This is a genomic window from Peribacillus sp. B2I2, assembly GCF_041261685.1.
GTDB lineage: Bacteria > Bacillota > Bacilli > Bacillales > DSM-1321 > Peribacillus.
Genome location: NZ_JBGCCB010000001.1, coordinates 3,536,859 through 3,548,943, shown reverse-complemented (window position 1 = coordinate 3,548,943; position 12,085 = coordinate 3,536,859). Strand labels below are relative to the sequence as shown.

Below are 12,085 nucleotides of genomic sequence, written 5' to 3'. Positions count from 1 at the left end.
CATGCGAAATTGGCTCATTATCGTACTTTGGAAGGAAAAATTATTAGTCAGGGAAGTTTTCATTTTGTAGAATAAATGATAGGAGGCTGATTACATAATGTATAACGCTATTAAAATTCTCGTGGTGGATGATGAGGAAAGAATCCGCCGGCTGTTAAAGATGTATTTGGAAAGAGAAGATTATATAATTGATGAAGCTGAAAATGGAGATGTGGCTTTAACAAAAGCCCTTGAAAATGATTATGATTTAATTTTATTGGATATTATGATGCCTGGTAAAGATGGAATCGAAGTTTGCCGTGAATTAAGGGAGAAGAAGACGACACCTATTATCATGCTGACTGCTAAAGGGGAAGAAGTGAACCGCGTTCAAGGGTTCGAAGTGGGGACCGATGATTATATCGTAAAGCCGTTCAGTCCCCGTGAAGTCGTGTTAAGGGTTAAAGCTTTATTGCGCCGCTCCTCAAGCACGGGTTACATGCAGACGGAAACGACGGCAAAAGATGTGATCGTCTTCTCGCATCTAACCATTGATAATGATGCCCACCGTGTACTTGCTGATAACAAAGAGGTTTCATTAACACCAAAAGAATATGAATTATTATATTTCTTAGCTAAATCCCCAGATAAAGTTTTCGATCGGGAGCAATTGTTAAAAGAAGTGTGGCATTATGAATTCTTTGGAGATCTTCGAACTGTTGACACGCATGTTAAACGCTTACGTGAAAAATTAAACCGCATATCCGAAAACGCAGCCAAGATGATTGTCACTGTTTGGGGTGTAGGTTACAAGTTCGAAGTCGTTAATGACTGATGCTGTGGGGCAGTGTCGTAGGGAAGCTATGGGCAACGATCCTATTGCTCGTGTCATTCGTATTAATCGTTTTAACCGTTCTGCTGGTCGAATTCTTTGAGAATTTCCAAATTGAAAATATTGAAAATGATTTAACCAAAACGGCCGAACAAATCATTAAGGTAACAAATGACCATCAGGGATCTAACAATGAGGTTTTACAAATAGCTTCGGAATTAATAGGAAACGAAACGAAAATGATCATTCTAAACGATGACAAAATGATTTTCTCATCCATTGGAGGAGATAAGGAGTTTGAAATCACGCCGGAATCCATTAAGAATGATCCTGAATTGCTCAAGGTTTTTACCGAAAGAAAGACTGTAAAAAAGGAAATGGCGCTATCCCATGATCCGGGTAAAGAGGAATTATCCGCAATCGTTGTTGGGATTCCACTTGAATTGAATGGGGAACAGGATGAAGTTTTCTTATTTCAATCATTGGAGTCCATGGAAGAAACCACAAAATCCACTACACAGTTCATTTTATTGGCAGCGGGCATCGCCATTATTTTGACAACGATTTTTGCTTTCTTTTTATCTACAAGAATCAATGCCCCATTGGTGAAGATGAGGGAAGCCGCACTGGCGATTGCCCGGGGGAAATTTGATACAAAGGTTCCAATCTTGACTCAAGATGAGATCGGTGAGTTGGCCATAGCGTTTAATCAGATGAGGAAGCAGCTGAAATTCAATATGAATGCACTCAGTCAGGAAAAGGAACATCTCTCAAGCATTCTTAGCAGTATGGCTGATGGGGTCATTACCTTCAATAAAGATGGCACAATCCTTGAAACGAATCCGCCAGCGGAAAGGTTTCTCCAATCCTGGTACTTTGAAAAAGGCAATAACCGGGAAGATAACGTGAATGTCCCCTTGGTTTTGATGAATCTTTTTGATGAATCAGAGTCCTTCGATAAGGAGCAAGTCGGGGAAATTACCTTGCAGGGCCGAGATTGGGGATTCATTGTCAGCCCGCTATATACAAATGCCGACAATATTCGGGGAGCGGTGGCCATCATACGGGATATGAGTGATGAAAGACGTATGGACAAACTTAGGACGGATTTCATAGCCAATGTCTCCCATGAATTAAGAACGCCCATTTCAATGCTGCAAGGATATAGTGAAGCGATCGTTGATGATATTGCGGGCAGTGAAGAGGAAAAGCTGGAGATGGCCCGCATCATCTATGATGAGTCTTTGAGAATGGGACGTTTAGTCAATGATCTGCTCGATCTGGCTAAATTGGAATCGGGAAAAATGAACCTTAGCTTTGAACATGTACCAATTTCACCTTATTTAAAGAGGATTACAAGTAAGTTTTCCGGGCTAGCCAAAGAAAAAGGGATTACAATATCAGTCAGTCTTCAAGACAATGAAATTGAATGGCATTTTGATCCTGACCGTATTGAACAGGTTTTGACTAATTTAATTGATAATGCGATTCGTCATACTCCTCCAGGCGGGAACATTGATGTCATTCAGAGGACAAGTGATCGAAGAGGTCTGATCATTGATGTGAGGGACTCTGGATCTGGTATTCCCGAAGAAGATTTACCTTTTGTATTTGAGAGGTTTTATAAAGCGGATAAGGCAAGGACCCGCGGCCGATCAGGTACCGGATTGGGTTTGGCCATCGTAAAAAATATAATCAATGCCCATGATGGCTACATTTCGGTAAACAGTTTACCTAATAAAGGGACAACGTTCAGTTTTATCCTGCCTCGAATTATGGAAAATGCCGATTGAATGACGGACAGCTTTCCAAAAAAATCTTGTTTCATAGGGAACTGTGAAGACAAAGGCAATTGGATTCATTTCCAACTTGTCTTTGTTTTTTTTAGCGAACAAGATAAGAAGTTCCGGACATGTGGAAATTGACGGAATTTTATATTAAGATTAAAGCCGAAGTATGTAACTTTTATTGAGGAATGACGACTATATTTATGAACGGATGTGGGGAAATGATGGATTCCGTTTTCCACGATCTATATGAAAAATATCATCAGGAAGTTTATCAATTCATTTTTTATATGACTAAAAATCGAGAAACGGCAGAGGACCTTGTTCAGGAGGTCTATATCCGGGTTATGAAGGCTTATGAACGCTTCGAAGGAAAAAGCAGTGAAAAAACGTGGATTTATTCGATTGCCAGAAATGTGACGATTGATTATTTTCGGAAACAAAAAGGGTGGAAAGACAAAATCTTTCCTAACTTTGATTGGGATAGGCAATTGATTAAAGATACTCAGCCCATTCCGGAAGAAGTGGCCATCATGAACGATGATATCCAAGATATTTATCAATGTTTAAACAGATGTACCGTCGATCAAAGATCCGTCATCATTTTAAGGTACATTCAGGGCATGTCCATTACGGAAACTGCAGAAATATTAAATTGGAGTGAAAGTAAGGTAAAAACGACCCAGCACCGTGCTTTAAAGGCAATCAAAAAATTGATGGAAGATTTATCAGGAAAGGAGGGCCACCGCAATGAGAAGATCCCGTTGGAAAGAAAACGAAATTGAAGACATGCTACGCGGGCTTCCGAAATTAAAAGATGACCGAACCAAGGCAGAGGTGTATGCGAGAATACATGATAAAAAAAGAAAGAAACACTGGATACCTCTAATTGCGGGTGTGGCCTCCTTATTCTTAATGGTTGTTTTGGCGTCATCGTTAATTATTGGAAACAAGGGAACTACAAGGGAAGAGGACAGCAGCGGTAATGGGAAATTATCCATATCCGAAAATAAGGAAATGGCAGATCAGGAACGGCAAAATGCAAATATCAAAGAAAATACCTCAGAAGATAAACAGGGTAATCAAGAGTTTTTGAGTAAGCAAGCGGAGATTGAATCTAAAGACGAGGTTTCAGAAATAGAACCTCTAACAGGGGAAAAGGAAAAAACTTTTGCACATGCGATTTATCAAGACGACCTTAAAAATGCATCGGTCATTACCATGGGCGTACCTGATGATCAAATGAATTTCATCGTTCCCATATCAATTAAACTCAAACATTATGACAAAGCGGATACACTGAATCGGTTAACGAATCAAATGTCCAATATCGATGAAGAGCAATATGGGCTATCTGACTATTTTCCGCTTGATATAAAGATTAACCAAGGAAACGATATGACCACTGCTCATATTGAGTTTCGAGAAAACAGCCGATTATTGAAAGAGGATACTCTTTTTCTCCATTCGATGGAAGAAACGCTTTCCTATAATGATATAGAGAAGATGACTTTTTCTACAGGTGGTAAGCAAGGGGCAATGTTTGCCAATAAGGGATTTTTAAAGGAGGCGGATATACCTCATCAACAAAAACGCACATACCTACTTTACCAAAGAGATGAATCCTCTCCAAGGTTCCTAGTTCCAAGCAATATGGATTATCGGGACATTGAAGAGGCACTTCAAGCTGGAAAAGGGGAGCCGGACATGGAGGGGATTTCACCTGCAATCCCGGATGACCTTAAATGGGAAAGTATACGTTCAAAAGGAGATCTTGTGTCCATTCAATTGTCAGATCAAGCAGCTATAGAAAATAGTGAGGAATCCCTTCAAGCTTTAGAAGCCATACTCTTCATTGCTAAGGATTTTGGTTTTGAAAAAGTGAAGTTTGAAAATGCACCAATTGAAGAGGTCGGCCAGTTGAATTTAACTGAAGACATATGGGTGCCCAAAGCACCGAACCTAGTGAATTGATGCAGGGGACGGGCTAAATGATGGAGGGGTGCTCTATACATTTAAAAAAAGTGCCCGCGCTGACGGGCACTTTTTTCTTCTTATAATGAAATACGGGCCATGAATGTAATTTCTTCTGTTTCCATTAAAAATTGTTTCATGTTGTCTGCCAATGGTTCATCAAAGCTTAAAACCATGATTGCTTCCCCACCAGCTTCTTTTCGGCCTACCTGCATGGTGGCGATATTCACTCCGTGATCACCAAGAACCTTACCTACGTTACCGATTACACCAGGTTTATCGGTATGCTGGATATAAAGTAAATTCGATTCCGGATGAAAGTCGATTTTGAAACCATTCAAGCTTACAATTCGAGAACCGTAATTTTCGATATAAGTTCCACTTATTGTTAATTCGCGGTTGTCACCTTTTATTTTAAGGCTGATCAAGTTAGAGTATCCTAAAGAGTCCGTTGAGATTTTTTCACCAACTGTAATGCCACGCTCTTTTGCGACCAGCAAGGCATTCACCTCATTGACTGATGCATCAACCCTTGATTTGAAGAAGCCTGAGATTAGACTTTTTGTCAGAATCGCTGTATCGAAGTCCAATGACTCTCCTGCATACGTAACGGAGATTTCCTGAATCCCTTCATTCATGCACTGAGAAGCAATGGATCCCATTTGCTGAACAAGTTGATAGAATGGCTGTACCTTTTCAAACACTTCTTTAGAAATCGCTGGAAGGTTGATTGAACTGGAAACTGGATTTCCTTCGAAATAGGTCAAAACTTCTTGGGCAACCTGTACGGCTACATTTAATTGGGCCTCTTTCGTAGATGCACCTAGATGAGGTGTAGCAATGACGCTATCCAATTCAAGCAGTTTATGGCCAAGTGGAGGTTCTTCCACGAAAACATCCAGCGCCGCCCCTGCAACATGTCCTTCAACTATCATTTCATATAAATCATCTTCGTCTAGAATTCCACCACGTGCGCAGTTCAGTACATAAACTCCTTTTTTACAGGTAAGCAGTTTTTCTTTATTGATTAAACCTCTAGTTTCATTCGTTAGTGGAGTATGTACAGTAATGATATCTGCTTTAGGAAGCAATTCATTTAACGGCAGGGACGTTACGGCCATTTTCTTTGCACGATCAGCAGTCAGGAACGGATCATAGACAATTACATCCATCCCAAACACTTTAGCACGTTTGGCAATTTCCCCTCCGATACGTCCAAATCCAACTATACCTAATACTTTGCCGCGAAGTTCCGTTCCAGTATATGAAGAACGTTTCCATTCCCCATTCTTCAGTGAAGCATAAGCTTGCGGAATATGGCGCATTAAAGAAGCCATCATGGCAAATGTATGTTCTGCAGTTGAAATGGTATTGCCGTCAGGAGCATTAACCACGACAATCCCACGTTTTGTCGCAGCGGGGATGTCTATGTTATCGACGCCGACACCAGCGCGTGCTATAATTTTCAACTGCGGCATACGGTTCATTAAATCTTCCGTAACCTTCGTTGCACTTCTTACAAGTATTGCATCAATCTGATCAAGTTCGTTTTCCGCTTCCTCTACTGTCTTCTGAATAAGGTGAATATTGGAAGCCTCTGATAGCGGTCCGAGTCCTTCTGGTTTGATGGCATCTGCTACTAAAATCCGATACACGTCTAAACACCTTCCTAGGGAAAAGAATTATCTTAAATTTCAGTTAATTTTACAATTTAAATGCCAATTGTGTCAATTTGGCTTCACTGATTGTAAGCGCTTAAAACAATAATTACATTTGGATCGTATGTTTAATGCCGCACTATTAATGGCTTCAACATCGATTGCCTTAAAAGAAAAAATATTTTCATTATGATAATTTTGTGTATCCGATTTTTCTTTTAAGTGATTTATAGTCCTAAATGTATCAACTGAGAAAAAATGCTATCACAAAAAAGGAATTTCGGATATAATGGGAAAGATAAAACAAAATTTTATAGGTCTATCTTCGGGGCGGGGTGTAATTCCCCACCGGCGGTGATGAAGGAAATTCTCTTCTAAGCCCGCGAGCCTTATGGGCAGGATTTGGTGTGATTCCAAAGCCGACAGTATAGTCTGGATGGGAGAAGATGGAGGTTCCTGAGTGCGTTTCAACAGTTATTTGCTGAACGTTTGTTTGATGTAACCTTTAATTTATCCCTTTAATTCTATTGGAATTAAAGGTTTTTTATTGAGCATCAACATGATTAAGGAACCCTAACCTCTTTTTCAGGTAGATCGGAAAAGAAGGAGAGAGAACTATGAAAAAGAACAAAGTGAAAAAAATGGTCACACTGGCCATGATGGGAAGCATTTCTTATTTATTGATGCTTTTAAATTTTCCGTTCCCAGGATTTCCACCTTTTCTGAGTGTTGATTTTAGCGACATACCAGCACTGATGGCGGCATTGATTTTCGGACCGATGGCCGGGATTCTAGTTGAATTCCTTAAAAACCTATTGGATTTTGTCATGACAGGGACCTTGACTGCTGTACCAGTGGGACATATCGCTAACTTTGTTGCGGGAATACTGTTCGTCTTGCCGACTTATTATGTATTTAATAAAATCAATTCAAAAAAAGGGATGACGTTCGCTTTACTTGCGGGTACAGTTTCCATGGCGGTATTTATGAGTGTTTTAAACTATTTTGTCTTTTTACCGGCTTATACCTTCTTTATGGGAGCGGATGCAATGTCGGCACCCGAGTCGAGAAAGTTCGTCACGACGGCAATCTTGCCTTTCAACGTGATTAAAGGCGTGCTCATCACATCTGTATTCATGTTATTGTTCATTAAATTACAGACATGGATCAATAAGCAAATATTATATAAAAATGCTTAACGGCATTGACGATAGAAATATAAAAAAACAACCGGATATACATATCCGGTTGTTTTTTTATGTCATTGGTATGGGAATGTGTAAGCGACATTGGCCAAAAGAAAAAGCCATTCTCGATTGAAAATGGCTTGTACCTTTATTCGAATTTTAGTGCATCCCCGTCAAATGCCTCGTCAGCAACTTTAATAGAATCCGTTGGACATCCTTCAAATGCATCCATCATATCATCTATTAGTACATCTGGAATTTCAACGATTCCCTCATTATCGTCAAGGGTAACAAATGCAATCCCTTCGTCATCATAATCATATATATCTGGTGCTGCTGCTCCACAAGCACCACAAGCGATGCATGTTTCTTTATCCACAATAGTAAATTTAGCCATGAATATAACCCCTCCTAAGTTGATTAACAACTGATAATCTTTTTATTTCAGATTATTATCTCTTTCTTATTGTAAGACCGAATGCCAAACTTTTCAATAGAAATTGTATTGATAATAACTATCATGTAGTAGAATGTCAACGAAAAACATCGTAATAATTAACTTGGGTCCTACCATGGTTCGTCATTTAGTCACATAATTTTCCTTGTATTCATCAATAATAACGGCGATTTTTGCAGATATTTGTTACAATGGGTTTATTGGTTAAATGAAACAAGGATGTGAGTCCCATGAATAATTATCTACAGGCAATCATTCTATATGCGATAAAAAAATTTCAAGGCGAACGTTCCATTTATGCTATATACCATATGCTACAGGGAAAGAAGTCGTCACAAACAATCCAGGATGCCCATTTATTCGGGTTAACGAATATATTTGGGACAATACCTCGGTTTACACGTCAGCAATTGAATCAAAACATTGAACAGTTCCTTAAGCATGACTACATTAATTTAACGGATAAATCAGATGCATATGAAATTAGTCTGCAAGGAGAGGGAATGTTAGTCGATTACTTTAATAATAATCCTTTTCCGACGTATATAAATGGTTGGAAGTATCACAATATCACCCCGGTTTTCTGGGGAAGGTTAAACTTGCTCATTCAAACCATATCCCATATTGTCCACAATGAAAGACGTTTTTATCCGATACAACGAAATCCGAAAATCCAATATTTCGTGAAGGAATTCTTACATGCCAATCGTCAGGACCGAGTGTTGATTGCTCAACATCTATATGAAGAACTGATTTCCCTTTTAGAAAGTCAAAGTGATTTGAAACGAGACATTTTCATTTTGAAATTAACTGGGGTAAATAGGATTGGGCTTACGTTTGAACAGATTGCCAAAAGGAAAGATGTAGAAGAACAATATGTTCGCTTTACATTTCTTGACTCGTTGCATCAAATGCTTTCAGAAATGGATACGGGAACGGGAACGGAATACCCCCTTTTGTCCTCGTTAACCAATGATTGGCAAAAGAGTGAGAATCCTCATTTGACACAATCTACACAGACTACTTTACGGTACATACAGGCAGGGAAAAACCTGGGGGAAATAGCTGAAATCCGCCGATTGAAAGTCAACACCATTGAAGATCACCTCGTTGAAATTGTCCTATCGGATAAAGGTTTTCCAATATCCGATTATGTGTCTATCGAGGATGAGAGAGAAATTGCTGCTGCTATTAAGGAACTTGGTACGAAAAAGCTTAAAGCAATCAAGAATATGGTCGATAATAAACAGATAAGCTTTTTCCAAATACGGCTTGTACTTGCGAAATTAGGTGATGGATGATGAATATAGAACGAGTCCTCAAAGAAAAATTCGGATTTGATGAATTCCGTCCCGGACAAAAAGAAGTGGTTGAATCATTGATGTCCGGCCGTCATACTTTAGCGATGCTGCCAACCGGATCCGGTAAATCATTATGTTACCAGTTGCCGGCCTATCTTTTGAATAAGACTGTCCTAATTGTCTCCCCATTATTATCATTAATGCAGGATCAGGCAGATCAGCTCAAGATGAGTGGCGAAAAAAGTGTTTTGACCCTCAATTCTTTTTTGAATCTAAATCAAAAAAGGAAAGCTTTCGACCGGTTACATAGTTATCGTTTTATCTTTTTATCTCCTGAAATGCTGAGCCTGGAGACTGTGATAAAATCCTTGAAATCCATAGAAATAGGTCTATTCGTCATCGATGAAGCACACTGCATCTCACAATGGGGATATGATTTCCGACCGGATTATTTGAATTTAGGAGAAGTGAGGCGTGAATTGAACAATCCATTGACTCTTGCCCTGACAGCAACTGCAACCACTGAAGTCAGAAGGGATATCATTGGTAAACTCAACATTGGACAAGCCAAGGAAACCGTCTCATCTGTTGACCGCGATAATATTGCAATAATTGTAGAGCGCAAGTTCAGCTACGAAGAGAAACTATCCCGTGTACTGGAGCTTGTCAGGAAATTTACAGGTAGCGGAATTATTTATTTTTCCTCTAAAAAATTGGCGGAATCGGTCACTGGGTTTTTACAGGAAAACGGGATAGAGAGCGTCAATTATTATCACGGTGGCATGGAACAGGAACAAAGGATGCTCATTCAGCAGCAATTCATTTCCGGTCAGTTGAAAATTATATGTGCAACGAGTGCTTTTGGCATGGGTGTAAATAAATCCGATGTCAGGTACGTTATCCATTTTCATATGCCATCCACGATGGAAGCTTATCTTCAGGAGATAGGCAGGGCGGGACGAGATAGGAAGCAAAGTGTGGCTGTCTTATTATATAGTGACGGGGATGAAGGGCTTCCCCTGCATCTGATGGAGCAACAGTTGCCTACGGATATGCAAATCGATGGTGTTTGCTCTTTCCTTAATGCTTCACAACAGATTCCGGCGAATTTGACCCTATCAGAAAAAGAACAGCTGTCTCAATCTTTTTCGTTGAACGAAATCCAGCTTCGTTTTTTTACCCAGTTCATTACAGGAAATAAAGATCCTTTATATCAAGTGGCAGAGATGAAAGAGTATTGTCAAAAGAGGAAATCCGGGAATCAAGAAAAGCTTAATAATTTCCTTATTTGGATACAAGCAAACGAATGTCGCCGTTCAGGTATATTGGACTATTTTGAAGAAAAGCAGCGGGAAGTGAACCCCATTTGCTGTGATATCTGTGGTATGGATGCCGAGAAAATGGCTGATGTATGGCCGGAAGTCAAGGTGGATCCGGTTAATTCCTATTCAACGTGGAAAGAGGAATTGGCTTTTATCTTATTAAAGAAGGAAAATGGGAATGAAAAATAAGCAAGCTGAAATAATTAAACAACTAACAGATAAACAGTTGCTAAATAATTTGTTTCTTACACAAATTATTCTCTTAACGTTATCCATTTTTTTAGGTATTATTTTATTTAAAGACCGTTCTGCTTTTTTCGACTTATTTATCTTTGATGACCTGAACATTTTGCTGATTGGAATTCCCGCTGGAGTCATTGTCGTGTTATTTGACATTTTCTTTATGAAAGTGACACCATCTTCCTATCAGGATGATGGTGGTATTAACGAACGCATTTTCAGTAATTTGTCATACCCGATGATTTTTGTCGTTGCTTTAGTGGTAGCGATAAGTGAAGAGTTATTATTTCGTGGAGTGTTGCAAACACATTTTGGCTTGCTTCTTACGAGCCTCATTTTTGCAGCTGTTCATTATCGTTACCTTTTTAATTGGTTTTTATTTTTAAATGTTTTGGTTTTGAGCTTCTTTATCGGTTTTCTCTTTGAAATGACCAATAATATCCTGGTGACGATTACGGCACACTTTTTGATTGACTTTATCCTAGGTATTTTAATCAAGAGCAAAAAGCAAAGAGGGTTGAGCAAGAAAGGGGGTGACTTTAATGAGTCGAGTGCAGAAGAGTGAAAAGGAAAACGATCAGGCTGGTGAACTTCGTTCGCGAATTGAACGTCATAAGGCTAAGTCATCATTGCCAAAGCGCAGCAAAGTTCACCAGAATAAAAAGAAAAAAAGTAAAGTGAAGATTAAGTTTCCAATGATACAATTATTAGCATTGTTTTTTATTTTGCTTCCAATTGGATTTTACAGCCTTTATACATATTTTCAGGAAAAACCTTTCCCTGTACATGATCCAAAAAGTGACCCAGTCGTCTTTGAAGAAAATAAGGAAGATAAAGAAGCGATCCCTACTACAGCAACGGCAGAGGATTTAAAGGAAAAGAAAGAAAAAGAAGTAGCTGAGGCTAAAGCAGAGGAAGAAGAAAAGAGAAAAGCCGAACAAAAAGCTAAAGCACAGCAAGAGGCCGAACAAAAAGCTAAAGCACAGCAAGAGGCCGAAGAAAAAGCCAAAGCACAGCAAGAGGCCGAAGAAAAAGCTAAAGCACAGCAAGAAGCCGAAGAAAAAGCCAAAGCACAGCAAATAGCTGACGAAAAAGCAAAGGCTGAAGCGGCAGAAAAGAAAAGGGCAGCCGAAAGAGTTCAAGCGGCGAAATCGGATAAAGAGGAATACAAGGTTGTCTTACATACTGTTCAAGGTGAGGAAACATTATTCCGAATTTCCATGAATTACTACAAATCACAGGAAGGCATTGCTCTGATCAGGGAGTGGAATGGTCTGAATGGCAATGAAATTTCCAGAGGTCAGGTTTTGAAAATTCCGATCAAGAAATAATGATGGCACCTTTAGAA

The 12,085-nt window shown here is 39.3% G+C and carries 11 protein-coding genes and 1 riboswitch; of the genes, 9 read left to right on the top strand and 2 right to left on the bottom strand.

Annotated elements, in window-relative coordinates:
• Nucleotides 1–97 precede the first annotated feature (97 nt).
• From ABIE66_RS17450 to ABIE66_RS17435, 4 genes are all read left to right on the top strand, one after another.
• A complete protein-coding gene (locus ABIE66_RS17450; protein ID WP_289325638.1) occupies nt 98–814 on the top strand; it encodes a response regulator transcription factor in 717 nt (238 codons plus the stop codon).
• Complete coding sequence (locus ABIE66_RS17445) at nt 811–2,604, top strand: ATP-binding protein (protein ID WP_370017072.1); 1,794 nt, start codon at nt 811–813, stop codon at nt 2,602–2,604. The genes ABIE66_RS17450 and ABIE66_RS17445 overlap by 4 nt, the downstream gene beginning before the upstream one ends.
• 218 nt (nt 2,605–2,822) lie before the next feature.
• Nucleotides 2,823–3,383 (top strand): RNA polymerase sigma factor SigX, encoded by a 561-nt coding sequence (gene sigX / locus ABIE66_RS17440; RefSeq protein ID WP_370017071.1) that lies wholly within the window; start codon nt 2,823–2,825, stop codon nt 3,381–3,383.
• Nucleotides 3,349–4,572 carry a hypothetical protein gene (locus tag ABIE66_RS17435; RefSeq protein WP_370015714.1) on the top strand — a complete coding sequence of 408 codons (1,224 nt, stop codon included), beginning with the start codon at nt 3,349–3,351 and terminating at the stop codon, nt 4,570–4,572. Before sigX ends, ABIE66_RS17435 begins: the two co-directional genes overlap by 35 nt.
• Nucleotides 4,573–4,652: 80 nt before the next feature.
• On the opposite strand, the gene serA is transcribed toward ABIE66_RS17435, so the two are convergent.
• Nucleotides 4,653–6,227, bottom strand: a complete 1,575-nt coding sequence (serA, locus tag ABIE66_RS17430; RefSeq protein ID WP_289325636.1) for a phosphoglycerate dehydrogenase — start codon at nt 6,225–6,227, stop codon at nt 4,653–4,655.
• A gap of 320 nt (nt 6,228–6,547) precedes the next feature.
• Nucleotides 6,548–6,682, top strand: a riboswitch (FMN riboswitch).
• A 165-nt stretch (nt 6,683–6,847) separates the two neighbouring features.
• Here serA and ABIE66_RS17425 point away from each other — a divergent pair.
• On the top strand, nt 6,848–7,429 hold the full coding sequence (locus tag ABIE66_RS17425) for an ECF transporter S component (RefSeq protein ID WP_289325635.1): 582 nt from the start codon (nt 6,848–6,850) through the stop codon (nt 7,427–7,429).
• 136 nt (nt 7,430–7,565) lie between these two features.
• Here ABIE66_RS17425 and ABIE66_RS17420 read toward each other — a convergent pair whose 3' ends face one another.
• Nucleotides 7,566–7,814, bottom strand: coding sequence for a ferredoxin (locus ABIE66_RS17420; protein ID WP_034308087.1), 249 nt, complete (start codon nt 7,812–7,814; stop codon nt 7,566–7,568).
• A 290-nt stretch (nt 7,815–8,104) separates the two neighbouring features.
• Between ABIE66_RS17420 and ABIE66_RS17415 the strand changes: the two genes are divergently transcribed.
• Genes ABIE66_RS17415 through ABIE66_RS17400 form a run of 4 tightly spaced genes read left to right on the top strand, consistent with a single transcriptional unit; the run spans nt 8,105 to nt 12,068 of the window.
• Nucleotides 8,105–9,175 carry a YpbB family protein gene (locus tag ABIE66_RS17415; RefSeq protein WP_370015712.1) on the top strand — a complete coding sequence of 357 codons (1,071 nt, stop codon included), beginning with the start codon at nt 8,105–8,107 and terminating at the stop codon, nt 9,173–9,175.
• Complete coding sequence (locus tag ABIE66_RS17410; protein WP_289325633.1) at nt 9,175–10,686, top strand: RecQ family ATP-dependent DNA helicase; 1,512 nt, start codon at nt 9,175–9,177, stop codon at nt 10,684–10,686. Before ABIE66_RS17415 ends, ABIE66_RS17410 begins: the two co-directional genes overlap by 1 nt.
• On the top strand, nt 10,676–11,302 hold the full coding sequence (locus tag ABIE66_RS17405) for a CPBP family intramembrane glutamic endopeptidase (protein WP_370015711.1): 627 nt from the start codon (nt 10,676–10,678) through the stop codon (nt 11,300–11,302). The genes ABIE66_RS17410 and ABIE66_RS17405 overlap by 11 nt, the downstream gene beginning before the upstream one ends.
• Nucleotides 11,280–12,068 (top strand): LysM peptidoglycan-binding domain-containing protein, encoded by a 789-nt coding sequence (locus tag ABIE66_RS17400; protein ID WP_370015710.1) that lies wholly within the window; start codon nt 11,280–11,282, stop codon nt 12,066–12,068. Before ABIE66_RS17405 ends, ABIE66_RS17400 begins: the two co-directional genes overlap by 23 nt.
• Nucleotides 12,069–12,085: the final 17 nt, after the last annotated feature.

What these genes read in the sequence shown, in the direction of transcription:
- ABIE66_RS17450 (WP_289325638.1), top strand. Translation starts at nt 98, where the DNA reads ATGTATAACGCTATTAAAATTCTCGTGGTGGATGATGAGGAAAGAATC.
- sigX (WP_370017071.1), top strand. Translation starts at nt 2,823, where the DNA reads ATGGATTCCGTTTTCCACGATCTATATGAAAAATATCATCAGGAAGTT.
- ABIE66_RS17435 (WP_370015714.1), top strand. Translation starts at nt 3,349, where the DNA reads ATGAGAAGATCCCGTTGGAAAGAAAACGAAATTGAAGACATGCTACGC.
- ABIE66_RS17425 (WP_289325635.1), top strand. Translation starts at nt 6,848, where the DNA reads ATGAAAAAGAACAAAGTGAAAAAAATGGTCACACTGGCCATGATGGGA.
- ABIE66_RS17420 (WP_034308087.1), bottom strand. Translation starts at nt 7,814, where the DNA reads ATGGCTAAATTTACTATTGTGGATAAAGAAACATGCATCGCTTGTGGT.
- ABIE66_RS17415 (WP_370015712.1), top strand. Translation starts at nt 8,105, where the DNA reads ATGAATAATTATCTACAGGCAATCATTCTATATGCGATAAAAAAATTT.
- ABIE66_RS17410 (WP_289325633.1), top strand. Translation starts at nt 9,175, where the DNA reads ATGAATATAGAACGAGTCCTCAAAGAAAAATTCGGATTTGATGAATTC.
- ABIE66_RS17405 (WP_370015711.1), top strand. Translation starts at nt 10,676, where the DNA reads ATGAAAAATAAGCAAGCTGAAATAATTAAACAACTAACAGATAAACAG.
- ABIE66_RS17400 (WP_370015710.1), top strand. Translation starts at nt 11,280, where the DNA reads ATGAGTCGAGTGCAGAAGAGTGAAAAGGAAAACGATCAGGCTGGTGAA.